General features: G+C 45.0%; 23 protein-coding genes. 11 read left to right on the top strand and 12 right to left on the bottom strand.

Annotation, left to right across the window (positions count from 1 at the left end):
* Positions 1-356 precede the first annotated feature (356 nt).
* Entirely contained in the window at positions 357-1,703 is a 1,347-nt protein-coding gene (locus tag NC996_RS18290) for a metallopeptidase TldD-related protein (RefSeq protein ID WP_190686497.1), read from the bottom strand.
* A gap of 325 nt (positions 1,704-2,028) precedes the next feature.
* On the opposite strand from NC996_RS18290, the gene NC996_RS18285 reads away from it, so the two are divergent.
* The 4 genes from NC996_RS18285 (at position 2,029) to NC996_RS18270 (ending at position 8,231) form a co-directional block, all read left to right on the top strand.
* Positions 2,029-4,512, top strand: a complete 2,484-nt coding sequence (locus NC996_RS18285; protein ID WP_242037586.1) for a DUF4157 domain-containing protein — start codon at positions 2,029-2,031, stop codon at positions 4,510-4,512.
* A 98-nt stretch (positions 4,513-4,610) separates the two neighbouring features.
* Entirely contained in the window at positions 4,611-5,096 is a 486-nt protein-coding gene (locus NC996_RS18280) for a type III secretion system chaperone (protein ID WP_190686494.1), read from the top strand.
* 236 nt (positions 5,097-5,332) lie between these two features.
* Positions 5,333-7,546: a C2 family cysteine protease gene (locus NC996_RS18275; protein WP_190686491.1), complete on the top strand. Its 2,214-nt coding sequence runs from the start codon at positions 5,333-5,335 to the stop codon at positions 7,544-7,546.
* A gap of 94 nt (positions 7,547-7,640) precedes the next feature.
* A complete protein-coding gene (locus tag NC996_RS18270) occupies positions 7,641-8,231 on the top strand; it encodes a hypothetical protein (RefSeq protein WP_190686488.1) in 591 nt (196 codons plus the stop codon).
* Positions 8,232-8,364: 133 nt separating this feature from the next.
* On the opposite strand, the gene NC996_RS18265 is transcribed toward NC996_RS18270, so the two are convergent.
* The 3 genes from NC996_RS18265 to NC996_RS18255 all read right to left on the bottom strand — a co-directional run bounded on the left by NC996_RS18265 (position 8,365) and on the right by NC996_RS18255 (position 11,235).
* Positions 8,365-9,873, bottom strand: a complete 1,509-nt coding sequence (locus NC996_RS18265) for a TldD/PmbA family protein (RefSeq protein WP_190686485.1) — start codon at positions 9,871-9,873, stop codon at positions 8,365-8,367.
* Positions 9,874-9,952: 79 nt separating this feature from the next.
* On the bottom strand, positions 9,953-10,639 hold the full coding sequence (locus NC996_RS18260) for an ROK family protein (protein WP_190528509.1): 687 nt from the start codon (positions 10,637-10,639) through the stop codon (positions 9,953-9,955).
* A 125-nt stretch (positions 10,640-10,764) separates the two neighbouring features.
* Entirely contained in the window at positions 10,765-11,235 is a 471-nt protein-coding gene (locus tag NC996_RS18255) for an ABA4-like family protein (RefSeq protein ID WP_190686483.1), read from the bottom strand.
* 107 nt (positions 11,236-11,342) lie between these two features.
* Here NC996_RS18255 and NC996_RS18250 point away from each other — a divergent pair, with 107 nt between their 5' ends.
* The gene (locus tag NC996_RS18250; RefSeq protein WP_190686480.1) at positions 11,343-12,782 is read left to right on the top strand and encodes a radical SAM protein; all 1,440 of its coding nucleotides are present in this window, start codon (positions 11,343-11,345) and stop codon (positions 12,780-12,782) included.
* Positions 12,783-12,903: 121 nt separating this feature from the next.
* Complete coding sequence (locus NC996_RS18245; RefSeq protein ID WP_190686477.1) at positions 12,904-13,536, top strand: D-Ala-D-Ala carboxypeptidase family metallohydrolase; 633 nt, start codon at positions 12,904-12,906, stop codon at positions 13,534-13,536.
* Positions 13,537-13,659: 123 nt separating this feature from the next.
* On the opposite strand, the gene NC996_RS18240 is transcribed toward NC996_RS18245, so the two are convergent.
* The 4 genes from NC996_RS18240 to NC996_RS18225 form a co-directional block, all read right to left on the bottom strand.
* Entirely contained in the window at positions 13,660-14,004 is a 345-nt protein-coding gene (locus NC996_RS18240; protein ID WP_190428074.1) for a hypothetical protein, read from the bottom strand.
* Between the two features lie 75 nt (positions 14,005-14,079).
* Positions 14,080-14,364: a hypothetical protein gene (locus NC996_RS18235; protein WP_190412676.1), complete on the bottom strand. Its 285-nt coding sequence runs from the start codon at positions 14,362-14,364 to the stop codon at positions 14,080-14,082.
* A 237-nt stretch (positions 14,365-14,601) separates the two neighbouring features.
* A complete protein-coding gene (locus tag NC996_RS18230; protein ID WP_190686474.1) occupies positions 14,602-15,744 on the bottom strand; it encodes a class I SAM-dependent methyltransferase in 1,143 nt (380 codons plus the stop codon).
* Positions 15,745-15,988: 244 nt separating this feature from the next.
* Positions 15,989-16,723 carry a glutathione peroxidase gene (locus NC996_RS18225; protein ID WP_190686472.1) on the bottom strand — a complete coding sequence of 245 codons (735 nt, stop codon included), beginning with the start codon at positions 16,721-16,723 and terminating at the stop codon, positions 15,989-15,991.
* A gap of 320 nt (positions 16,724-17,043) precedes the next feature.
* Between NC996_RS18225 and NC996_RS18220 the strand changes: the two genes are divergently transcribed.
* Positions 17,044-17,745 carry a Crp/Fnr family transcriptional regulator gene (locus NC996_RS18220; RefSeq protein WP_190429073.1) on the top strand — a complete coding sequence of 234 codons (702 nt, stop codon included), beginning with the start codon at positions 17,044-17,046 and terminating at the stop codon, positions 17,743-17,745.
* Positions 17,746-17,855: 110 nt separating this feature from the next.
* Here the strand turns inward: NC996_RS18220 and NC996_RS18215 are convergent, their stop codons facing one another.
* The 3 genes from NC996_RS18215 to NC996_RS18205 form a co-directional block, all read right to left on the bottom strand.
* On the bottom strand, positions 17,856-18,629 hold the full coding sequence (locus NC996_RS18215) for an EcsC family protein (RefSeq protein WP_190686469.1): 774 nt from the start codon (positions 18,627-18,629) through the stop codon (positions 17,856-17,858).
* A gap of 245 nt (positions 18,630-18,874) precedes the next feature.
* Entirely contained in the window at positions 18,875-19,360 is a 486-nt protein-coding gene (gene petD / locus NC996_RS18210) for a cytochrome b6-f complex subunit IV (protein ID WP_190429071.1), read from the bottom strand.
* A 121-nt stretch (positions 19,361-19,481) separates the two neighbouring features.
* Positions 19,482-20,378, bottom strand: a complete 897-nt coding sequence (locus NC996_RS18205; RefSeq protein WP_190686466.1) for an AraC family transcriptional regulator — start codon at positions 20,376-20,378, stop codon at positions 19,482-19,484.
* A gap of 48 nt (positions 20,379-20,426) precedes the next feature.
* Here NC996_RS18205 and NC996_RS18200 point away from each other — a divergent pair, with 48 nt between their 5' ends.
* Positions 20,427-20,648, top strand: a complete 222-nt coding sequence (locus tag NC996_RS18200) for a hypothetical protein (RefSeq protein WP_190412909.1) — start codon at positions 20,427-20,429, stop codon at positions 20,646-20,648.
* Between the two features lie 289 nt (positions 20,649-20,937).
* Here the strand turns inward: NC996_RS18200 and NC996_RS18195 are convergent, their stop codons facing one another.
* The gene (locus NC996_RS18195) at positions 20,938-22,215 is read right to left on the bottom strand and encodes a family 10 glycosylhydrolase (protein ID WP_190686462.1); all 1,278 of its coding nucleotides are present in this window, start codon (positions 22,213-22,215) and stop codon (positions 20,938-20,940) included.
* Positions 22,216-22,789: 574 nt separating this feature from the next.
* On the opposite strand from NC996_RS18195, the gene NC996_RS18190 reads away from it, so the two are divergent.
* The 3 genes from NC996_RS18190 to NC996_RS18180 are packed head-to-tail and all read left to right on the top strand — an operon-like array spanning position 22,790 to position 26,078.
* Positions 22,790-24,655 (top strand): Mu transposase C-terminal domain-containing protein, encoded by a 1,866-nt coding sequence (locus NC996_RS18190; protein ID WP_190686521.1) that lies wholly within the window; start codon positions 22,790-22,792, stop codon positions 24,653-24,655.
* A 2-nt stretch (positions 24,656-24,657) separates the two neighbouring features.
* Entirely contained in the window at positions 24,658-25,512 is an 855-nt protein-coding gene (locus NC996_RS18185; protein ID WP_190686456.1) for an ATP-binding protein, read from the top strand.
* Positions 25,513-25,562: 50 nt separating this feature from the next.
* The gene (locus NC996_RS18180; RefSeq protein WP_190686518.1) at positions 25,563-26,078 is read left to right on the top strand and encodes a TniQ family protein; all 516 of its coding nucleotides are present in this window, start codon (positions 25,563-25,565) and stop codon (positions 26,076-26,078) included.
* Positions 26,079-26,094: the final 16 nt, after the last annotated feature.

Below are 26,094 nucleotides of genomic sequence, written 5' to 3'. Positions count from 1 at the left end.
GATGGCGAGAAAATACTAGCCAGTAATCTCCAGGAGAAGACGCCCGGAACCACAGGCGGGTGCTAGTGGGAGTAGTATGCCCAATGATACTGGCACAATCGAGACGGGAATTGGGCCAGGGGCGCTGTTCGGGGTCATAAAAATTGAGGTGGGACAAGGTCAAATTGAAACTCGGCTTTGATAGAATGTCTGCGAATTTCAATATTAACTAGAAACGGTTGATATTGATGGTTTAGCGGACATTTAGCTGACAAACACAAGGAACCGAATCATCGGCACGATATACTTTGCGATCGCGCGTTATTCCTCTGGCTGCTTTTTTTGGCTTCTAAACTGCTGCCCAGAACCCCTATAAATCAAACGCTGTCAGTCACGCTGCTAAAATTAAACGCCCCCACTCGCACCCCAGGCACAACACTGCTGCCATAGCGTTGGACTGTACTCAGAGCATCCACATCCCGCAGCATTTCAGGCAAACTCTGGTTAAAGCGCAAGTTTTTAATCGGGTAAGCAATTTGACCATCCTCGATCCAGAAGGTGCCATCACGACTCATTCCCGTTACGACTAATGACCGAGGATTCACATAGCGCACGTACCAAGCCCGACTCACCAAAATTCCTCGCTCTGTCTGGGCGATTAGGTCAGCTAGACTTCGATCTGAGCCAGTCATCACAATTGGATACATCGCGCCTGTCGGCTTTTTGCCCTGCTGTGCCGCCCAGTAGCGGCTGTAGGAAAGCGTTTGGGGGATGCCGTCCTGAATGACTTCTTTGTAGTCATTGCTTAATCCATCGCCAAAGAAAGTGCCTAACTGCAACAGAGGATGAGCGGCATTTCGCTGTACTTGCACGATGGGGCTAAACATTGCTTCGCCTAAACGGTTGCCCGCGGGTTTGCCTGACTCATCAGTGCGAGACATAAACGACCGCCCTTCATCTGCTGCGCGTGCATCCAAATTCCAGACGATCCAAGGGAGCAAAGCAGCAAAAGCGGCTCCATCAAAGACAACTGGATACGCGCCAGGATGGACTTCGCGGGGTTGGCGCGACTTGATTGCCCGCTCAATTAGCTGCTGGGTTAATTCCTCAATTGGCAACTGTTCAAGCGCCCAAGCGGAGCGATTAGACCACGAGGAACCATCCCCAATGCGAGAGGTAAAGCTGAAATCTGCCTCTGTAGTTTGATTGCAAGCGCGTAGTCCCCGCGAATTCGCGATCGCATATAAGTTCATCTCTGTACTCAACGTTCCCGAACCATCCACTCCTGCCTTCGCACTCATGGCACACACACGCTGGATAATTTCGCCTCGTGCTAGCGGTGAAAGGGTTGCCGTTACCTCATCGAAGGCTGGGATGCGATCTTCGTAAACTTGAGGTTCTAGCAGTGGCACCCACTCCGGATCTTCTGGGGCAAAACGGGCGAGTTCTTCCGAGCGTTTGATGGCGGATGCGATCGCATCTGAATCTAAATCTGTCGTAGAACTAGAGGCACTCTTGCGTCCGAAGTAACTGGTGATGGTGAGCTTAAACTGAGTGCTAGTAATATTTTGGCTAATTTGATTTTCCGAGAAGCGGCTGAGGGATTCTTCACCAGTGCTGAGACTGACAAATACCTCCTCTGCTTCCGACTGTTTAATAACTTCTTCTAATAGAGAGATCGCCCGATCTTTACTGATTAAACTGGGTCCTTTTGCTAGAGTCACGATAATCCTGAGATTTGTGGATGGTTGAGTGTGGGATGAAGCGATGCGATCGCGTTTTGATTTCGGGTGCGAGGCTTTTCAAATGCCAATCAACAAAATAATTAAAACCTCTATTCCAGAGTGCCAGATTATTCGTAAATTCAGCAACGCTGCAACAGTCAGTCGTTCTGATGTCCGTGAGTTTTCTATCTTTACATCTCAATTAGGTTATCCTAGCTTGCTTTATTCTAGTTACAAAATATTACATTTATGCTAAAAGAAGGTACTAAAGATAGTATTGACAAGAAAGAAATATTATTTTGCAATTCTGGAATAGAGGCGAGAGATGACCTACGAAAGAATACGAAAATCTTCTTCTTGGAATCCCGCTTCTAGCCAGAAAAACAGCCACAGCATTCAGTCGCGCCCTTTTGCAATCCAACCAAAACCTGATTCGCAGCTGCCTCCTACCCAGCAGGAAATAGAAAATCAAGCATTTGACCAGCATAAGTTTGAGGCGACCGGGCTAGAAATACAGGCAAAACACGGCAGCATAACGCCAGAGGGACAGGAACGACTAACGGTATTACAGGCAAAGATGGATGCCTTTTGGCAGCAGAAAAGAGAAAGTACGCAACGCCAAGGCATTAACTTATTGGAAATCCCCAACCTATTTGCTCCCCGCCAAATATCGACAGCCCAACCAATTCAGGCAAAACTGACGATTGGAGAACCAGGGGATCGGTACGAACAAGAGGCAGATCGAGTAGCGGCTCAAGTCGTGAGTCAGATTAATAACGCACCTGCGCCTAAACAGTCAGCTTCGGGTGAAACTGTCCAGCGAGACGAAATGCCCCAACTGGATGAGGAGGAAAAACTCCAGCAGAAACCAGAAGGCAGCATTCAGCGGCAAGATACGCCCCAACTCGATGAAGAAGACGAACTCCAGATGAAGCCAATAGTGCAGCGTCAGTCTGGAGCGGATGGAATGGCTGCAACAGCGGATCTGGAAACATCCATCCAACAAGCTAGAGGGAGCGGACAATCCCTCTCAGAAAGCATCCGAGAACCAATGGAAAAGGCATTTGGCGCAGACTTCAGCAGTGTCAAAATCCATACTGATGCCCAATCTCACCAGCTAAATCAATCAATTCAAGCCAAAGCTTTCACTACGGGTCAAGATATCTTTTTTCGGCAGGGGGAATACAATCCCGGGAGCCGCGGGGGGCAAGAATTGTTGGCGCACGAGTTAACTCATGTGGTGCAGCAGAATGGGGGTCAGGTGCAGCGGCAAATACAGAAATCATCTGAATTGTCCCCTGGCTCTCAAATCATGAGATTGAATGATACGCAGACTGGGGAACTGCCATTCATTCAAGCAAAAGAAATTATGGGAGTGAAAGCGTTTCAAGCAGCAACTTCGGTTTCCTTGTCCCGTCGTCCATCCGAACTAAAAAAAGTTGATGAAGCACTGAAGAAAGTACAACAGGCAGGTGCAGATAGCATTCTGCTGGGTGAGTTATTAGAGGCAATCGATCGCTGTCTAGATAAATTCTCAGATCTGCATCCTAGAAGATCGGGCGTTATTAGCTTGCGCGACCAAGTTATAGAACAGCAGACAGAAATTAGCCTGAAACTTCAAGATAATGACCAGCAGGCTCCAGCGGAAGGAAGAAGCCGAAGTGGAGCTTTTTCTGCTGAGAAACAAAGTGTTGGCAAAGGCAGCAATTTTAGTGATTTTGACAGCAAGCAATATCGAGTGTCAGGGCGATCGCCAAATCGGATAATTGAGGAGGTTAAGCGCACGCAATTAGGAAATGGGAAAGTCGTTTATTTCGCAATGGGTTTGGTGACTGGTTTTAACGGCAAAGCACCTCGCGTAGCACCCTATCCACAACCCGTCTCTCTAGGAGATTGGTACCCCTCTGTCACTCATATCAATGGTATGCAAGTAGCGCCAAAATCGGGACTTTTAAGCGCCGCAGCATTGCAAGAATCAGTCAACGAAGCGCTAGATGCTCAAGACGATGCCGCATTAGGACAGAATGCCATAGATGTTCTTTACACCTATAGTGCTCAACGGGGTGGTGTGGTAGCCGATCTGATTGACTGCCTCAAAGGAAAAGTCCAAGTTGACGACGAAGCAACAGAGAAGCAGGAAGAAATCATGCTAGATGCGGTGCGCCGCAAAACACGGGTTACTGTTTCTGCTCACAGCCGAGGAACGATTAAAACTGACAATGCAGTTAGAAATGTACACGAAGTTTTGAAACAAGAATATCTATTATTAGCAAGACAAGACCCCGCAGTTCTCAAAATCTATCAAGATTTTGCTCTGTTCTATCAAGAAAATGATATGGGACTAGGTATAGACCCAGAAATATTAGCGGCGGCGGCGCGAGAGGAAGCAGCTAAGAGGATGGCTAGCGATCGCGCTAAGGAGGATATGAATACTTATATCCAATTAATTTTTGCCGGAAATGCTGTACAGCATCCGTCTTCAATATTAAAAACCGACCTATATGTGGGTGGATTTGACCCAGTTAGTTTTGCCGTCGGGACTTATAGCCACATTGGTAGCAGGATAGACTCTGCTATTGGTACGGGAGGACACGCTAAATCAACAGTTCATAGCGTGGGTAAAACTAAGGGACATGGTTTTGTTGGGAATTATGTTCCCGCTGTTAGCGATAAAATTGCTGAAGACTTAAGCGGACGGGAAGATATCCAAGACAAGCAAGCTAACCAAGCTTTATCTAATATTGATCCCGAAAGGTTAGCAGAATTAGAGCAAATGGGTAATAACTCTAGAAGGCATAGGGGTAGGTAGGTTCGTTCGATTAGCGATCGCGTTTCTACTTAATGATTTGAATTTGCTTTTTCTGCTGTCAATAGTAGGAAAAACTATATTTTATTCAGGTCAAAATTTTGCTGAAAGACGATGTAAATGCTGGTTTAGCAGCAATAAGTAAGCCAGATACTTCACCTAAATTAATTTTAGATGAATCGGGTAGCTGTAAGGTTCCGCTCCCCTTTCCTCCTTCAATCGTTAAGTTGTCGGGAGGACAGTTGCAGGTAGAAATAAGAATGGCAAAAACGGGTGAGTTTTTTACTTTGTTATCACCTTTAGCAGCGGTTCACGGTCAACTAAGCCGAGAATTTTTAGACGCTTTATTGCACAGGCAATTTTATGCGGAACAGGTTTCTAGCCTGAGTTTTGCGATCGCAGTTGTCGGCGATCGCGATCTGCTGGTGGCAGTTCATCATTGGATGCTGGATGCGATCGCACCAGAAGAATTTAAAGGTTTATTTCAAAAATTTATCTCGGCAGTTTTATCTGCTATTCCAGAAATTAATAATATGGCTAGTTCTGAAATATCGCTAGCACCGATTCATTCAGAGCAAAATTCTTAAATTATTGGCAGAGTTTTCGGGAATTTTGCTGTTCAATTATCTAAAATTAGAAAAAATAATCTACTTTTTCTGTAGGAAGATAGCGATCGCATTAGAAATTGAAGATGATAGGAATGCGATCGCAATTTCCATCTGATGAAATAAATTTATATTTATTAACGGTTTTTGAAACAAGCAAGAATATGTGATATCAACGAAGCATAATTATTGAAAAATAACTAAATAACAGGCTGGCGATGAAAACCCGAACCTATATCCAGAAAAATGCGATCCAGCATTCTGACTCCGCACCAATCAATAGTCAGTTCCAGCCTCGCCCTTTCGCTATTCAATCACCACAGCAAGTATCGCCTGAACCACAAGAAACGCTAAATTTACAAACTCAACTGGAAAGAGCAAAGCGCTTTGGGTATAATTTTGCCAATATATCCGTATCTCCTGCCAGCACCACGCCATTACCGATTCAAAAAAAGCTCGCTATCGGAGAATCAAGGGATAAATACGAGCAGGAAGCAGACGACGTAGCAGCGCCGGTAGTAAATCAAATTAATGCAAATATAATCCAGCGGGTGCTGTTAGATCCCGCTCTAGAAGGTCAGGTGAGTAAGAATGTATCTGTCTATAGCGAAAATGCTGTTCAATACAACAGCTCCAAAGATGCTGAAGCAGAAATAATTGGAAAATTGAATACAGGATATCCATGTCTAGTGTTTGAGACGGAAAATCCTAAGTGGGTAAAAGTTGTATTTAAATCTAAAGAAAAAAATAAAGATAGTGGGCAGCAGCAAGAAGAAGCTAATGTTAGCGCTCAATTAAAGGGTGGACAAACGATTCAAGACGCTTTTGTTCGCAAGTCAGATATCGGTTCGCTCAAAGTTGATGGAACTGCTGTTGTCGGTCATGGAAAACCTAAAGATGACCCGCTTTTTCATACAGATGAAAATGGTCAGAAGTCTGTCCGTCCAGAGGATGTCAACCAGGGAGGGATAGGTGATTGTATGTTAATGGCAGCACTGGTCAAGCTAGCGATGCACGAACCAAATATGATTCTCGATATGATAGAGGAGCGAGATGAAACTGTGGTGGTGCGTTTCTTCCGCTTCAAGCAAGGTACTAAGCAGAAAAATGAAGAGAAAGTAGAAGTGCGGAAGACAGTATTAAAGAAAGCAAATACTGCAATTCTGCCTACTTTGAATATGCGAGCTAACAAATTAAAACAAACTAAGCGCCTAGGTGCTTTTGGAACGGTACTTTGGCCCGCTATGCTTGAAAAAGCTTTTGCAAAATTTGCCGGTTCCTATCAAGCGATCGCTCCCGGAAGTTTAGATCCCTATGAATGTATCACTGGTCGTGAAATTAAAAGAGAGGAATTGTTTGAGAGTGTCAATGTTCAGCAATTTTCTACTTTAAAAACAAAGATTCCTAAGCTGAGCGACCCAGAGTACGCGAAAGATTTAGATAAATGGCAAAATTTTCTAGATTCAAAACTTAGCGATCTGCAAGATAAGTATAAGATATATGACATCCAGTATAACGATATGAAATGGCTACTCAAAAAAGCGGGTGTCAGTCAAGCTTTTGCCGATCTCATAATGAAGTATTATGAAAAACATTTTGATGGAGCAGTTGGCAGCGGGGATTATTCTGAAAGTACGCTTGCTGGTTTTAATAAAATAAAGGAAATCCTTGATAGAGGAGAGTTTGTAGAAACGGGCACCCGCAACTGGAAAGGTGAGAAGAAGGGCAGAGGACATTCCGGTGGCGAAGACGTTGATACTGTTCCTGGATTAGCCTCACCCCATGCCTATGCTGTTGTAGGAGCCGAAACACGCAAAAATAAAGAAGGTAAGGACATACACTACATCAAAGTCCGCAATCCTTGGGGAACAACAGGACTCGATTATGACGAACACTGGAAACGCAAGAAGATTACTAATCCAGAGTTCGATTTAGAGCTTTCTGATGCTCGTCGTTTCTTCGGTGAAGCTACCAGGAATAATTTCCAATGGAGATATACTGAGATTCAATTAGACGATTTATTTGCAAATGCTGAAAAGCAGTTAGAACGGGATGAAAAACTGGATGAAAAGATGGTAAATACTTTGCAATTCCATTCTAATAAGCTTGCTGAACAGTTATCAGAGCAACAAAAAGTTAAAAATAAAGCATTTCAAAAATTGCTAGATTTACGGAACGAATTTGAAGAAATTAAAAATGAATTGCAGGAATTAGAAGCCGAAGAAAATGAGTTATCTAATAAATCTAAAGAAACAGTAAATATTGATAACGAATATAATAAATATTATAAAAAATACAAGCTGGCTTCACAAAAAAAGGAAAGGAGTGAAGAATCTATCGGGAAACTGGAAAAAGATATTAGCGGATTAACTCAAGAAATTGAGAAAATTGAAGCAGCAATAGCAACAATAAAGAGTTACTTAGAAAATTGAATCAAAGGTAGGCTATATAGTAATTAAGCAACTGCTACAAATGCGGAACACCAACGTAAAAAGTGGCAGTTTAGTAGTATAAAAGCAGCAATTAATGATAAATAAAAGACAGGATTTTCCAATTTGGACTCAGGCTATAAAACTAGAAGGCTGGCAGACCCAAGTTGTAGAAAGTAAAGCACTTCGCTACACAGTGCCCCTTTGCCAAGGTTGGGATACAATTCCCCAAGTAAGCCAAACTCCTCTGGAGGTCGAACACATTTATCGAGGTCGGTATTTGTCAGAATGGTTTACTATCACTTTTATCGAAAATGCAGATCCAACAGCTGACCTGCGGAACTTAGTAGAAGTAATACTAGCTGCCACTGGGTTTCCCTTAGTGTCAATTTTGCCAGTAAATATCCAACCCAAACTTTTAGAGTGGCAGCCAGAGGGAAATTGCACGGCACTATCACATCGTTTAGGAGTTCATGAAACCTATCTATACCAAGGATTAGCGTTGCTTCCTATCAAACCTATAGAATTGTCTCGTTTCTATATTCTCTTAGTTAGGCGAGGAATGCTTGTCTGGAAAATTAGCTTATCATTTATATCTGCCTGCTCACCTGGCACATCCGAGGATATCGCGATCGCCAACGATCATGTACGCGCTGGAGCTACCTTCGGTTATCTACATCTTCTTTGAATCTGGCAATGTGTCTAAAAATCTAGTTTTAGCTAAGTAAGCGCGCACAACTCAAAATTCTACGAAATATAAAGAGCGATCGCGTTTATATAACACTTAGAGTTCACGCTTGCGATCGCATCTCCATTTCAAATCACGAGGAACTGCCAATCTGAATATCGCGCACTCGCACGGGTACGCAGGCGTGAGTCATTTGGGCAATTTGGATCGGTTCGCCTTTACCGCAATTGTTAGCACCGCACTGCATCCATTCTGAGGCGGGACCAACTGCATCCACGCTATTCCAGAAGTCAGTTGTCATTGAATGGTAGGTAACATTTTTGAGCATCCCTACCACTTTCCCTTTCTCGACTTTCCAGAAAGCATCGCCGCCAAATTGGAAATTGCGGCGCTGTTGATCGATGGAGAAACTGCCAATCCCGTCGATTAAAATCCCGTCTTCGGTGTCAGCAATCATCTGGGCTAAAGTGGCGGTGTGGCTGCCTCCCTCTGGCCCTGGCTCTAGCCCTAAATTAGGAATGCGAACCATCGGCACGCTTGACCAACTATCAGCATAGGCGCAACCGTTACTGCTGGGGCGTCCGAGTCGATGGGCAGTTTCGCGGTCTGTTAGATAGTCTACTAAAATGCCATCTTTGACAACGTACCAATCTTGTGAAGCAACGCCTTCATCGTCGTAGCCTGCGGTACTGCGTCCTCCCGGCTGAGTGCGATCGCATTTAAAATTCACCCAAGGCGCGGCATATTGCAGTTTGTCCAATTTATCAGTCGTGGCAAAACTGGTGCCTGCAAAGTTGGATTCGTAGCCGTACACGCGATCGAGTTCTGTGGGATGTCCGACTGATTCGTGAATGGTTAAAAATAAGTTAGTCGGCTTGAGAATTAAGCTGGAACGAACCCCCGAAGGACCAACCGGCGCGTGAACTTTCTCCATCGCTTCTTCAGCAACCCGATCGACTTGGCTGAGGATATCTGACTGATCGATATGCTCATAACCGATGTTCAAGGGCGGACGTTCGTAGCTGCGGCTTTGAGCATCGCCATTGGCGATCGCTGTACAGCCAAATCCCGGATAGCTGCGATAAATTGTCTGCTGGATCAGAGAACCTTCTGTAGAAGCGAAGGTTTTGTCTTCGCGGCTGAAGCTGAGGTAAGAATAGGCTTTTTTGATGCCGCGACTGCCATAATTCAACAACTGTTCGTTCAAATTCAGCAGCAGTTCCGCCTTTTCGGCAATTGGCACCGTAAAAGGGTCAATCTGGATCGGAGTGATGTAAGTATCCCGGTGCGCTTCAACCGGAACTAACTGTACCCGCGTGAGTTGGGAAAGGCGGCTGGCTTTAGCGATGTCTACCGCTAAGGCAACAATTCTGGCAACTTCTGCCGGAGTTTTGTTATGGCTGGCAGCGAAACCCCAAGCGCCATCTAGCAGCACCCGCACCCCAAAGCCAGAATTGACATTGTCTGACAAATTGCTCAAAGAGCGATCGCGTGCATAAAGATTCTGAGTTCGGTAGGAGCAAAAGCGGACATCTCCGTACTCGCACCCAGCTTTCCGAATCAGGTTGATCGCGAGTTCGCTCAATTCAGTCGTATAGCCTGGGGTTTTAACCTCAGAAATGGGTGCAGGAGCTTGTACCATAGCGATCTCCAATTAAAAACTAAAAATGTAAAATTAAATGCAAAAAGACTCTTTTTTAATTTTACATTTCTAATTCATTCTAATCCCGCCATAAAGCAATTCCACCCAATAAACCTGTCACATTGGGCACGATTTTCGTGTTTGACGGTAACTCAAACGCGATTTTTTTCGCTTCGCCGCCGCCGATATAAAGAGAATCGTAATTAAACAAATGTTGAAGAGATGCGAGCGCTTTTTCTAGACGATTATTCCATTTTTCCTTACCGACTTTATCCAAAGCAGCACGCCCCATCTGCTCTTCGTAGGTTTCCCCTTTGCGAAACGGATGATGACCCAGTTCCAGATTGGGTACCAGTTTCCCGTCTACAAACAAGGCGGAACCAAAGCCGGTGCCAAGGGTAATGACCAACTCAACACCCTTGCCGGAAATTGCCCCCATTCCCTGAATATCGGCATCATTTGCCACCCGCACCGGCTTGCCCAAGCGATCGCTCAGCACGGTTGCCAGATCGAATCCAATCCACTCTGGAGTTAGATTAACCGCCGTTTTCGTCACCCCGTCGCGCACAACACCTGGAAAACCTACTGATACGCGGTCAAATTCACCGGCTCCAGCAGCAAGACTTGCGATCGCATCAATCACAGGCTCCGGTTTGGCTGGAGCTGGAGTCTCTACTCGACTACGTTCGGTCTGTGGCTCTCCAGCTTCGTCTAAGACGATTACCTTGATGCCACTGCCGCCAATGTCAACCGCTAGGGTACGCATACATCTATTCTCTCTATTTGATAATGAATTGATTGCGAATTTTAGATTGACAATTTACGACTCGTGCAAATGTTAAAACTAACCTTTTTACACCGCTAGATTGTAATCCAAAATCCAAAATTCTCTTACGCCTGTGAAGTTGGAGTCGAGGCAGCTACGGAATCGGTTCCAGTTGGAAAGAAAAATTTATTTGTCACCCACTTTGTCAAAATATGAGACAACAGTCCCATTGGCCCTGCAAATAAGCACAACACCAGCGAGTGGATTGTCCAGACACCAGTACGCTGTCCTTCCCAGTAGATATAGCGACCGACGAATAAATCCATTACCAGAAAATGAACCCATCCGATAGCAGCAGCTTTCTCGTCTGCAAAGAATTGAGCAATATCAGCTAGCTGAGGATTGGACATTGCTTGAGCAGATTCCGGTGTAATGGATGTAAAAAACCAATACACATATAAAGCTGCTAAAGCTACAAAGGGGAGATAAGATTCCATCACCCGCTTCGTCACGCCCCAGTTGGGTAGGAAAATCATTAGCGCCCAGAAAGGCAGAACAAACAGATTCGCGCCGTTGAATAGTTGAGCAATTGTCATAGATATGAAGAATTAACCTGACTATCGTCATCGTAAGCGACTGTTAAGCAGATTGCCGGTTAAAATCGGTGCCCAGAAACCTACCAATCGTCGCAGGAGCTTTCTGAATGAAGGTCAAAATGATTTTACCGGCTTTGACTGAAGCCCTCAGCCCCCACTGGCGACCGATTAAATATTCGCTGTTTCCGCCACTGGGATTAGCGACGATTGCCAGTTTTTTCAGCGAAGATGATGAAATTATCCTGCAAGACGAACACGTTGAGCGACTGGATTTAGATGATGAGCCAGATTTGGTAGTGATTCAGGTTTATATCACCTCAGCTTACCGAGCTTACGAACTAGCCGACCATTACCGTAAAAAGGGTGCATACATTTGTCTGGGTGGATTGCACGTTACCTCCCTTCCAGAAGAAGCTGCGACTCATGCGGATACAATTTTCCTAGGTCCTGGTGAAGATACCTGGCCTGAATTTCTCCAGGATTTCCGGGCAGGTCATCCTGGTAAAGTGTATCAGTCGAAACTGCGATCGCTCCTCGGCGTTCCTCCCATTCGCCGCGATTTAATTAAGCGCCATCTGTACTTAATTCCGAACTCCATTGTCGTTTCGCGGGGTTGTCCTCACACCTGCGATTTTTGCTACAAAGAAGCTTTCTTTAAAGGCGGTAAATCTTTCTATACGCAACCTGTAGACGACGCACTGGCTGAAATTGAGCGGCTACCAGGGCATCATCTTTATTTTCTCGACGATCATCTGTTTGGCAACGCTGAATTCGCCGCCGCGTTGTTTGAGGGGATGAAGGGGATGGGGCGCGTGTGGCAAGCAGCCGCAACGGTACAATCTATCTTGCAGCCGGGATTGTTGGAAAAAGCAGTCGAATGTGGCTTACGCAGCTTGTTTGTTGGCTTTGAAACCCTTAACCCGACGAATCTCAAAGAACAGCATAAATATCAAAATCTCAATAGAGATTACAGCGCTGCGATTCGCCGTTTGCGGGATTTGGGCGTGATGGTGAATGCTAGCTTCGTTTTTGGCATGGATGACGATGATGAAACCGTGTTTGAGCGCACCGTTGAATGGGCGGTGCAGCAAGGGCTAGAAACTGCCACGTTTCACATTTTGACGCCTTATCCCGATACTGCTTTGTACAAACGCATGGCAGCGCAGGGACGAATTACTCATTCCAACTGGGATTTATACGATACTCGTCATGTTGTCTACAAGCCAACTAAGATGACGCCGGAGGTGCTAGAGGCAGGCTACTGGCAAGCGTATCGAGATTTTTATCGTTGGAGTAATATTTTCCAAGGTGCTTGGGCTAAGGATCGTTGGTCTGACCGGATGCGGCATTTGGTCTATGCTGGGGCGTGGAAGAAGTTGGAGCCAGTTTGGGACGGGATCATTCGGGCGAAAAAGGTCACTCAATGCTTGCCAACGTTGGAAAGTGTTTTAACCAGTTTTGGCGCTCATCCATCCCCGCAACCGCGAGAAAAGTTACCCCTTAAGAGGGAGGCATCTGTTTTGAAAGAGCAAATGCCAGTTTCATGAAAGTCTCTCTAATCTTCCAGAGCAGGGTTTTGTCCCTCCAGCCGAGAAACGAAAGAATAGTGGTACAGGTTGCGCGGTAGGCTGGTATTTAGGGAATTGCCCGCTGGAGGGATAGACCGAGATGGAGTTCAAACTAACAAATGCCTTTAAGTTTTATCAGAATTTAGAGCATCAAAATCAAGCGATTGATGAGCTTGAGCAATGGTTCAAAGATAATCACCCAGAGCAGTTAGAGAAGTTTCACCAAGCTTTATTAAATGGCCCAAGCCCCGATCTTGCCCCGGAAGCGATGGAGAAACTGACACTCAAAAGTAGTCAACCGTTGGCTTTGGCAACCTATTCGTCTTCGTCAGAAATTCATCTGAACGATCCGATCATTGCGGGTGGTGACTTGACGTGGGCAGACGCGATTCCTAATGGCGATCGCCATCTCCCCGAAAATCTAGAAGTCGTGGAGAATATTATCGCTCTTGCCAAGCAGCTACAAGTTGCCAGAGACCAGATTGGTAAGCCTTTCCTGATCACCAGTTGGTATCATCACAAACCCTTTGGGGCTAAGGTTCATGGCGCGTCCAAAAATCAACCGATGACGGGCGGTGCTGTTGATTTCAGGGTGGAGGGCTACACCGGGCGACAGCTCGCAAAGATGCTGGATTGGTGGGAAGGCGGTTTAGCGACCTATATGTATGTGCCCTATATGCTGCATCTGGACATGGGTCCCCAGCGACGCTGGCAAGCACAATATCCAGGCTAGGGAACAATTAAAGATTAAAAAGCCTCAATTTTTAATTCTTAGTTTACGCGGTGTGCAACCTTTTCTTAACCTCCCTTGGCAAGAGAGGCAGAAATACAGAAAGTCGCACGCCGTGTTAGTTTCTTACCGAACGCCGGGAAAGTTATTGACAAACTGAATCTGGATATCGGGAAAATTCTCGACAATCTGCACCTTGAGATCGGGAAAAGATTCAACAAATTGCCACTGACCGCACCGTTGGGGAAAAGCGGTGACAGGTTCGACGATTAAATCCGGGGAGGATGAGACAATCTTTACCTTGATATCTGGCAAGCTTTCAACAATTTTTATTTTGCCGTAAAGTGGCTTGCCATTGTAGGTGCAAGTGGCTTTGTTAATGACACTTTGAGCAGAAGCGATCGCTCCTAGCGGCAGCGTCACCAGTAGGCTAGTGCCAAATACAACCCAGTTCAACCAACGTTTCATCATCAAGATACCTGGAACAAGTTTAAATCTGCTCAATCTCAATCTATAAATTTAGGATTTGTGACTTTTATATTCTGCTTATTCAGTTAATGTATCCAGTTCCTCTTTGACAACCCGTAGAATTCGATCGAGATAGGCTTGTCGCCACTGTTCTCTCTCTTGTTCTACCTGCTCACTTGGCTGGTAATTCTCAATTTCTTCAATCGAAATCAGACCTTTTGTTTGAGCCAACCGTTCAACTGTATCGAGACGTTCGTGTAGAACAGAGACTTCCCCAGTTAGCGCCAAAACCATTGCCAGTAACTTGTCGCTTTCGGGATTTTCAAAATAAATAGGTTTTTTTCCCTTAGCTTTTTTTGCCATTACTACAAATTCTCTTGAATAACTTTATTTGTATTTCTTCGTTTTTGACAAATGGGTAAAAAATGCTGGAAATAGACTTTTTATAGAAGTCGGGGAAAGGTTAAAGTAACTATTTTTTCCTTCTTTTTTACCCAATCAAATCAACCAGTCGATGATTTTTACCAGAAGTCTCATGACGAGTCTTTAGTCAGTCGTTACTCACTCATCACTGATGACCGATCGCTAATCACTGGTGACTTATTTACTGGCAACCAAGAGAAACCAATTGCCCCGACTGCCAAAACCGCCTCCTTGGGATGTGCCTTTCCAGCCACCTGTAGCAGCAACAGTTGGGGTAATTTTATCTGCTTCAAAACCAGCTTGGCTAGTCAGCGCTACCAAGTCTAGATCGCGCATGGCACTCCACCAAGGTTCGTTGTTATTTTGCGTTTCCCAATCAAACATGAAGGCGCTGTAGGGTTCCATGTTTTGATAAAGGGGAGCTTCCACATGAACCATCAGTCCACCCGGTGCTAATAGTCGATAGCATTCGCGCAGAATATTCGCGATCGCTGGTGGCGATGCTTCGTGCAACAAAATATGGGAGACGATCAGATCGAACGACTCATCGGGGAAATCTGTAGACTCACCATTCTGCTGCGAGAAGTGTACTCGCTTACCCAAAGCCTCCGCTCTTGCATGAGCGTACCGCAGCATCGGTGCCGCTACATCAATCGCATAAACTTCAGCTTCTGGGTAAGCATCCACATAAGGAAGCGTGCTGTGACCGACGGAACATCCGATGTCGAGAATTTTTCGAGGGCGCAAGTTGGGATGCTGCGGCTGTAGATAATTACGAACCACAGACTGCCCCATGTCGTCGTTCATTGGTCCCAGACGACCCATTACATAAACATAAACACCGCGATCGTAGACAGCCCCGGCTGCGATATCGTCTTCGGTATATTCGCTATGGTATCCACCCGGCATACAGTGAATATCGACTGCGGTGTGATAGGCGGGTATTTTTAAATCTGCATTTAAGGTTAAAGAACCCAAAGGGCTATCCTTGTCCCGCGCCTGCTCAATTAAATCGGCAAGCTGCCGATCGACGCTCGTGTTGACTGAATCCCACATCATCTCTTGAGTTGTACGCCGTAATGCACCCCATGTTCGGTAATAGGGTTCGTGCTGCATCAGACGGCGAACTTCATGCCGATCTTGAGGCGATCGCTGATGCTCCTGCTCAAACTGCGGTTTAAGCCGCTTCTCGTAAATTTCTTTATTTCCTGGGGTAACCTGACTGGTCAGGTAGCCTTTTAAGCTATTGACAAAGTTTTGGCGTGCTAACTCGTCATGGGTAGCTTGAGGTAACATCCGGTGTTGGAATTGTTTATCCATATCCTATTTCCTAACCCCTTATTGTTTACTCTAACAAGTTATCGTTAGCTTTCAGGGGTTTTGGTGTAGGTAAGCGCTCCCATTCACATCACGTTACTCTCACCGAAGCGATCGCTAACCAACATAAATGCGAGAGCGATCGCGCCTAGGACAAAATCTAGAAGCGATCGCTCTTTCCTCAGTTAAGGACTCAGTTAAGGACAGAATCGCTTACTTGAGGTGACTGGCTGTTTTTTGCCTTCTTCTATCTAGCACTGAGGTAAGCTTCTAGCTTCTCAGAACCCCCAATCAACTTGCCATCAATAAATACTTGGGGAACCGTTGTTCCGCCTGTGACAGCCCGTAAAGAGCGAGTAGTAATTTCTTTGCCTAAGACAATTTCTTCGTAATCCAACCCATGCTCCTTCAGCATCACCTTTGCACGAGAGCAGAAAGGACAACCTACTTTTGTGAACAGGGAAACGATCTGAGGCTTTGCTGCCTCAGGATTGATATAGTTGAGCATTGTCTGGGCATCAGACACCTCAAAGGGGTCTCCCTCCACAACTGGCTCAATAAACATCTTTTCAATCGTGCCATCCTTCACCAGCATGGAATAACGCCACGACCGCTTCCCAAACCCTAACTCAGCTTTATCAACCAGCATTCCCATGCCTTCGGTGAATTCACCATTCCCATCGGGAAGCAGAGTTAGATTCTCTGCTTCTTGGGATTTAGCCCATTCATTCATCACAAAGGCATCATTGACGGAAATACAAATAATGTCATCAACGCCATTTTCATGAAAGACTCTAGCCAACTCGTTGTAGCCAGGGAGATGGGTTGATGAACACGTCGGAGTAAAAGCACCCGGTAGCGAGAAAACAACCACTGTCTTCCCAGTAAATAAGTCGTTAGTCGTCACATTCACCCACTCGTTGTCATGGCGAGTACGGAAGGTGACGTTGGGAACTTTTTGTCCTTCTCGATTAGGAAACATGAATTTCACTCCTTGACTACAAGCGATCTGAATGATGAACTTCTATTAAGCGTACTCATTATGACTACATTTTGTCAAGACAAAGACTTTTTTAACTCGCTTTCACGGCTAGAGAAAAATTGGATAAAACTGGGAAACCTGGCTCTGAAGCGTGGGGCTACATAAACGAAGCCTGCTCCCGGCAGGCTAAAATTCTTCAGGCTGCTCCCAGCAGCCTTCGCACGCGCCAGCCCCGCCCTTCAGGGTGTGGGCGCATACATTGGGTGGGATGCTCCCATGATTTTCTAGTCGTCTTATCGTCTTCTTGAAGCTCAGAAAAAATGCAGGCAACGGTCGAACAGCTTTCTCGGATTTTGGTTTTTGTAGATTTAACTTTGCCAGAATTAGAGCGTTTACAACCCCACACGCAGGTGCAGCACTACAGCCAAACAGAGATTGTCATGCAGGAAGGCGATCGCCTTCCTGCAAAGCTATATGCTCTCCTGAGCGGTTCCTTACAAGTCGTTAAAACGGCAATAACCGGCAAGGAAACGATTCTCCGTACTTTGCCACCAGGAGAAATCTTTGCGGCTCCCGCCTTATTGGGTGATGGAATTGCCCCAGCGACCGTTACTGCTGAGTGTGATTCTCAAATTCTGACGGTAAAAAGAGATGCGCTGCTAGAAGCGATTCAGCAAACTCCGGAAATTGCCTTACGAATGCTGATGGTTTTCAATTCTAGGCTGCAACAACTCCATGAAACGGTGCATGGATTGGTTTCTGAGCGGGCAATTGTGCGCTTAGCTAGATTGATTCAGTATTCTGCAACTCGATATGGTACCTCTCCAGCGGCGGAAGGTCAGTGTTTGAAGGAGAAGCTTTCTTATTATCAAATGGCTCGCAGTATTGGTATTACCTATGAGGAGTGCGTGCGACTATTTAAAAGTTTGAAGCCGGTTATGGCTTACAGTCGGGGTGGAAAAATTACGGTGCTTGATGCACAGAAATTGGAGGCGATCGCTTCTGGCACCGTTAATTGCTAAGGAATACGCTGGGTGCAAGGTTTCTCCCGGCTGAAGTTGGTCGCCACTTTGCGATCGCCCAAAAGCTAGGAAAGCCATTCAACTTTTTCTTCCCTACCTAACAAGCAGCTTTAGTTAGCAACACTCCCAACACCATTTCCCTCAGCTTGAACATTAAACTTTCTTTTCGCTTCATAGAATCGGCAGGCGACAGATCCCAGCGAGTAAAGCAATGCAGCGTTATTCGACGCTCCAACGACGGCACCGATTACAGGCAAGAGTTCTATAAAGCCTAGCCCAACTTTCAGGACTCCAGAACCGCCAACAGATAAACCGAAAATGGCTAGAACTTCGCCTCGTCGAGTTGGATCTTCTAACGAAAAACCGTATGCAGCCGCAATGCGGTAGATCATCTCTGCTTGAAGCGCTGTAACCGCTGCCACATCGACTGCAAACAGAGTGAGCGCTATCGGAGGCACGAAGTTAGTGAGTAATCCAACTCCCCCGCCTTTCAGGGAGGTGTCAACAATAATTCGGTGAGCAAGCTGCTCAGAACTTTCTAGAGGATATTCCTGTCGGAGCTTGTTTACCTCATTCTGAGCTTTTTGGGCATCAACTTGACCCAATGCAGTCGTTAACCAATTGATGCCTGGAACCTTGGCAGCAAACTTCACAACTGGACTTTCAGCGATTGGGGTGACGATTTTGCCTACGTTTTCCGTTCCCTGCTCCACGAAGCGCACAGCCGCAGATCCAACCGTTTCTCCTAGGGCAGTAGTAGTGCTGGTAACGTTTTCAGCAGTAGACTGCAATGTATCAGAAGCTAATTTAGCAAACTGAATTGCTGTAGCGATCGCTTCACTCATTGGGTCGGTGCTGGAACCTTCTTTGCCTGGTGCTGCCATAGATTTTGGTAACTTTTAAACTTTAGACTGAAACCTACTTTATAAAAGGCAAAGACTCCGTAGCCTCTATCCTCTGATAGTGATTGAATCTTCTAAAAGTCTGAAATTCAGTACCCAGTCTCATCGCTCAGTTTTTTACAGATACCAGTCTTTGGAAGTTTAGAACAATAAGCGATCGCGCTTTCTCTGCTAGATTTCGGTGCTGGAGGCGATCGCTTTGAAATAACTGCCACGCTTCAGCAACTTTAGAACAAACCCAAAGTCAGGGATTTGTCAATCGGTAAAGTAGCACCAATTCCTAGCCAGAGTGTAACTAAGGTACCCACTAAGAAAACAACTGTGGCAACTGGGCGACGGAATGGGTTTTGGAACTTGTTAACGTTTTCGATGAAAGGAATTACGATTAAGCCCAAGGGAATCGAAGCATTGAGTACAACTCCCAATAGTTTGTTAGGAACAACGCGAAATATTTGAAACGTTGGGTAGAGATACCACTCTGGCAAAATCTCTTGAGGAGTCGCAAAAGGATTTGCCGGTTCTCCTACCATCGCTGGATCGAGAACTGCCAGCCCTACACACAATGCAATGGTTCCTAAAATCACTACTGGAAAAATATAAAGCAGATCGTTAGGCCAAGCTGGTTCTCCATAGTAGTTATGCCCCATCCCTTGAGCTAGCTTTGCCCGCAGTTTTGGATCGCTCAGATCGGGTTTCTTCTTGATTCCTGTCATATCACAAACTCCACTGCTGCCATGTAACGCAAGTTTTTTGCTTATGGCTGTTGAGTTTAGCGATCGCTTGTTATTGCTGTCTTGCCTATTCTTCTGAAAATGTTCTAATCTTCCAAAAATTTTAGAGAGCGTCTCTGTATGCCTTTGGCGTAGTTGCAGTATATTGACGAAAGACTCTGGTGAAGTGACTCTGACTCTTAAAACCTACTTGCTGAAGTATTTCTGCAATTGTCAACTCTTGCCTAGCTAGCAGCAATTTAGCTTTCTCAATCCGACATTTGGTTACATATTGATGCGGTGCAAATCCGGTAGATTGTTTGAACAAGCTGGCAAAGTAATGTGGACTCATCTGAACGGTGGCGGCAATTTCAGCCAACATCAAGTCTTGATCTAAATAGTCGTTGATGTAAGCGATCGCTTCTCTTAACTTGTGAAGAGGTAATCCCCCGGTGTAGTCTGACATGAGCGATCGCTTGACAGAGTATCGCTGTAGCAAATGAGCCGAGAGAGCAGTTGCCATAGACTCAGCATACAGACGACTATCTACTCCACCGGATTCAAGTTCAGTTTTCAGTGATAAACCAATTTGCTGAATCAGTGGATCGTGTACTTTGAATTGCGGCACTATCTCTACTCGATCTGCATCAACTGATTCATACGCAACACGAGCAAATGTTGCTGGTTCAAGATAAAGATTAATAAACTCAGCTTTGCGATCGCATTTAGCGATTAAATCTGATTGATTTGCCGGAAAAATGCCAACATCATCTTCTGTATAGTACTCACTTTGCCAGTGTCCATTTCTTTTTAGCCTTATTTCAAATTGCCCAACACAGATGGTGATAATATGCTGGGCAAAGCAACATTCAGGAAGTTCGTGAGCAGACTGTCGATGATAAGCGAAGTGAATACCTGACCACGCAGAAGTATTACTTGAGAGTACAGGTGCGTTTAGGACAAGCTGCTTCCAAACTTTTTCTTGTGTGAGATCGATATTCGGTAGTTGAGCTTCTGGCATGACTGGTATAGCTTTGCATGGCTATCCTTAGTTTATGGGGTTAACCGAATGAATGTGACACCGGGACACTTTATCCGTGAAAAGAAAAGCTTAAAGCAGTTATTAGAGTTACCTTTTTTGCGATTATTGATTCTGGTACTTACTATTTACCCTGCTATCAGAATGGACAACGATATCGTTCTTTTTCTTGCCGGTGTTGGCGTACTCGTCTTCTATCTCATCTTCTCGGCGCTGACTGAAATGGGGACTAAACTCCCCTGGAAGAAATAGCTAGTTTTGTTGTATGGTGGGCTTCTGCCCACACGTTTTGAAGCATTTATAGAAAGATGCGATCGCGTCCTTCTAGGCCTAAAATTATTGAAGATCCGCAATCATCCTTGGGCAGAAAGAAGGGCGATCGCACTTGCTTCTTACGTTACTTTTCACAGTTACAGAACCATTGGAAGCAGGCGTTAGGTAAACATTCTCTCAGTTTTCCGTTTTGGGGCTGCTGAGAAAGCTTAAATTATTCAATCATGTATCGTCAAGAAGTTAGAGGCAAACTGCGGAAATCATTGCCTTACTTAGTGACTGGAATAGCATTTTTGAGAAGAGCAGCAGTCTCTTCGGGTTTTCCAGAGGATGGAAAAACCAAAATACTCTTAATTTTGGGGTTATTAACCAATTCTTTTAAGCGATACAACTGCTTATCTGAGATGGCTACTCCCTCATACTTTTCGGCATAATCTAGCTCCTGGTTGAAGTTAGCATCGTTATAAATTTGAATGAAAACTCGATCGATATTCCAATTCTGCCAATCAGCCGCAAAATAACGTTTACCCCAATAAGGATTATGATGGCAAAGATCGAAACTAACAGTGGGGTTAGCTTTTTTCATATCAGCTCTCATTTGCCGCACAAAATTAGTCAAATGGGCGGTGCGATCGACTTTTCCGGGTAATTCAGCATGATAACCAAGGTAATCATCCCACTGAACCGCATCGATGTTTGGATACTTTTTGACAAATTCTACTGATATCTTTTTGAAGAAGTTAGCCACTTCTGGGAGTTCCACATCCAGTAAGTAGTGATCGATGCCAGCATAGGTTTTATCCACCCCAGGCACAATCCATCGTTTAGAAATTGCCAAGTCGAAAATTGGGCTATTTTTATCAATTTTAATGCCCTTCTCAAAATAGGCGTGAACTTGCATTCCCTGCTTGTGCGCCTCATCAATCAGCCAATCTAACCATCGATCTTGAAATTGGTTAGGACAACTTTTATATCCGAGGGTTTGCTGCATCACCTCACTGTTATACATCGTGCAACCATTCCCCCACACTCCATGAATAATTGTATTGATTCCTTGAGAGCGGTAATAACGAACTCGTTCGCGAATCGTTCTTTCGTTAGCATTATTAGTTACTTGATATCGACTTAAATAAATTCCCCTTATTTTCTTCTTCTCCCAAGGATTTTGAGGTAATGGTGAATTTTTGGGGGTTACGGGTAATGCTGAAACTTGTGGTTTGGTTGTTGGTGTGCCAGCCGGAGTCGCTTGCGAAAGGGGCGAATTTGTAACAGGTAATGGTATAACTTGTGGCTTTGTTGTTGGTGTGCCAGTCGGAATCGCTTGTGGAAGGGGCGATTTGACAACTGTTACACCCTGGCTAGGCGCAGGGGTCAAAATAGGAGTCGTTGGTTGTTGATTATTTTGTTGATTATTAGGCAAAAATTGGCTGATATTTAGACGATCTAGCTGCCTAAAACCCCAATAACCAACCCCAAACAAAACGATGATTAATGAAAATGGAATACTCGCACATCCACATCCATTATTTTCTTTTTTAGGTGGCATGATAACAAGGGTGATTGTTCAACTCGGAGAGTAACTCTCTTGACTCAATTAAGGCTTGCTTGTAGTAACCGATACTCGGGAAGCGCGGAAGGGAGAATTTAGAGAGAATGGTGGTATATCAAGGTACTTCACTTCGCGATCGCTTAATTCCGCATCACTGCGGCGACGAAAACCAACAACCTGTCCTAAGACTGCGTTCATCGTTGTCAGAATTAATTAAATGACACGAATTGGTTTACAACGTCGTTAAACGACATTAATCTGTTAACGACGACAAATAATGTGTTAATTGACAAAATATGTACATTCGCAAATTAAATGTCGCAATTTTTGCATAACGACATAGCTGCTACAAACCAGCAAAAGCTTTTCCCTGCAAGTTTTTCAGGCTTTTCAATTCTAAAAGCGGCAACTTGGTCGATTTCGCACATTCTATGTCGGAAATTCTATTTTGCAAATTAATTGTCGTTTTTTAAATTTAGCGACATCGCAAATTGAGTGTCGCATTGTCTAGCTATTATTCAGAAGGAATGGTACATTTTTACTATTCCTCAGAATGGATGATCTTCCCCTCATGCTAGACGACCCATCTGAACTGATAGAAGAATTGACACAAGATTTAGACACTCTCTACCTCGGCGAGAGTAATTTTGAAGTCGATCCCTCACAAATTCTTCAAGAAACTGCTGATAAACACAAATTAAAATTTAATCTCATTCAATGGCTTGCCGAGTCTCCGAATCGGACGATTAAGTCTCAGAGGAAGCAGGCGATCGCAAAAACTCTAGATGTTTCTACTCGGCAGGTAGAGCGCCTCCTCAAGCAATACATTAAAGATGAGCTACCAGAGACAACAGGAGTGCAGCGAGCGGATAAGGGGAAGCATCGCATCAGTGAATACTGGCAAGAATTTGTAAAGACAACTTATGAGAAGAGTCTTAAAGATAAACACCCACTATCTCCAGCAGAAGTCGTTCGTGAAGTGAAGCGACACGCAATCGTCGAGCTGGGACTTGAAGAGGGTGATTATCCCCATCCAGCCACTATCTATCGATTTTTGCAGCCGTTAATCGAGCATCAAAACCGGAAAAAGCGCGTTCGTAATCCGGGTTCAGGCTCTTGGCTGGCAGTTGAGACAAGAACTGGGCAACTCTTAAAGGCTGATTTTAGCAACCAAATTGTCCAATGCGATCATACAAAGTTAGATATTCGGATTATCGGTAGTGATGGCGTGTTATTACCTGATCGACCCTGGATAACCACTGTCGTAGATACGTTCTCAAGCTGTGTTATTGGTTATCACTTATGGAGAAAACAACCGGGTTCTGATGAAGTAGCTCTGGCTTTAAGACACGCCATGTTACCCAAGAACTATCCCTCCAAATATGAGCTGGAAAAACCCTGGAAAGTATGTGGCTCTCCACTCCAATATTTTTTCACTGACGGAGGGAAGGATTTTCGCTCCAAGCACCTAAAAGCCATTGGAAAGAAGCTAGGTTTCCAGTGCGAACTGCGCGATCGCCCTCCTCAAGGCGGGATTGTAGAACGAGTTTTCAAAACCATCAATACTCAGGTTCTCAAAGCACTTCCCGGTTACACAGGTTCAAATGTTCAGGAGCGCCCGGAGCAGGCAGAAAAGGAAGCTTGCTTGACCATTCACGATTTGGATAAAATCCTAGCTCAGTTCTTCTGCGATGACTATAACCACCAGCCATATCCTAAAGACCCTCGCGATACAAGGTTTGAGAGATGGTTTAAAGGAATGGGTGGCAAATTGCCTAAACCGCCAGACGAGCGAGAACTAGATATTTGTCTAATGCAAGAGGCTCAGCGAGTTGTTCAAGCTCATGGCTCTGTCCAATTTGAGAATCTGACCTATCGAGGAGAATCACTAAGGCAACATGGCGGTAAATACGTCACATTGCGATACGATCCTGACAATATTCTGACATTGTGTGTTTACTTTCACGAAACGGATGACAAGCTGGGAGATTTTCTGGGATATGCTCATGCCATAAACCTGGATACTCAGGATTTAAGTTTGGATGAGTTGAAAAGGCTCAACAAAGAGCGAAGTAAAGCTCGTAAGGAACATTCAAACTATGATGCTCTGCTAGCATTAGGCAAACGCAAGAAACTTGCTGAGGACCGTAAACAGGACAAGAAGGACAAACAACGAGCTGAACAGAAACAGTTACGGCAAGCCTCCAAGAAAGACTCGAATGTCGTCAAGTTACGTCGGCGTATGGCTTCAAGCTCTTCACAGAAAGATGAGCCGCTTGAAGTTTTACCTGAGCGGATTTCCAGGGAACAAATAAATCCTCAACAACCCGAACCACAACCTAAAGAAACGTTGCCTTCTACATCTGATGCTCAAGAGCCGGATAGGCATCGGCTGATAATTTCTAATCGTCAAAGCAAATCGAAAAGGATCTGGTGACTATGGTGCGATCACAACTTGTAACTCAGACACCTGTTGAAGTTCTGGCTCCTCAGTTAGATTTGACCGCTCGACTTGCCAAGACTGCTGAAATAAAGGAGCTATTCAGGACGGCTTTTGTCCCGACTGATCGCGCTTCAGAATACTTCAGATGGTTGGATGAATTGCGGTTCCTTAAACAATGTGGGCGTGTTATTGGGCCGAGGGATGTTGGCAAAAGCCGTGCATCAATCCACTATCGACAAGAAGATCGCAAACGAGTTTCTTATACAGTAGCGTGGGCAGAATCGAGTTCCAAACGATTATTTACGCAAATCCTCAAGGACATTAATCATGTAGCAGCAAACGGTAAGGGGGAAGATGTGCGCCCTAGATTGGCAGGTAGCCTTGAACTATTTGGCATTGAACTCGTTATCGTTGACAATGCCCACAATCTTCAACGGGAAGCCCTGCTCGATCTCAAGCAACTTTTTGATGAATCAGGTGTTCCTATTGTTCTAGTTGGAGAACAGGAGCTGGACAGCAAATTGCATGGCTTCGACTTACTGACTTGTTTTCCAACGCTGTTCGGCTTTGAACGACTCAACGAAGAAGACTTTAGAAAAACCTTACGGACTGTCGAGCTTGATATCCTTGCCCTACCGGAAGCATCTTGTTTAACGGAAGGAACGATGTTTGAAATTCTAGCGAGCAGCACAGAAGCCCGTATAGGAGTGTTAATGAGGATTTTGAGCAGGGCGGCTTTCCGCTCGCTCAAAAAGGGTTTTGTCAAGGTTGATAAAGGAATTTTGGGAAAAATTGCAAATCGAGATGGAATGAGATATGTTCCCCTTCAACCAAGAAATGACAGCGAGTGATTGCTCTGTTGCTCTCTAGCAGTCCTGAAACTTTATTTGACAAGACTCGAATGCAAGAAGGGGATGATAACTTACCAAGATTAGGCTATGTTGAGCCTTATGAAGGCGAGAGCATTAGTCATTATTTAGGACGCTTGCGGCGGTTCAAGGCTAACAGTCTTCCTTCCGCCTATTCATTAGGAAAACTAACCGAGCTTGGTGGAACTTTGGGAAGATGGGAAAAACTATATTTCAACCCGTTTCCCTCACATAAAGAATTGGAAGCATTGGGAAAGGTAATTCGAGTGGATGCAACCAGACTCGCCGAAATGCTGCCGCCCAAAGGTGTAACGAGCAAACCAAGACCCATTCTGTTGTGTGCAGCTTGTTATGCGGAGAACCCCTATCATCGGCTTGAGTGGCAGTTTAAGGAGGGATGGGGGTGCGCTCGCCATCAGTTGCGTTTGTTAGCGAAATGCACCAACTGCGAGACTCCGTTCCCAGTTCCTGCGTTGTGGGTACACGGTGAATGTACGCATTGTTTTCTGCCTTTTGCGAAGATGGCGAAACGACAGAAGCCATGTTAATGCCAAAAAACTAGCT

This window comes from Trichocoleus sp. ST-U2 (genome assembly GCF_039961875.1).
GTDB lineage: Bacteria > Cyanobacteriota > Cyanobacteriia > Cyanobacteriales > FACHB-T130 > FACHB-T130.
This window is presented reverse-complemented; position numbering and strand designations above follow the sequence as displayed.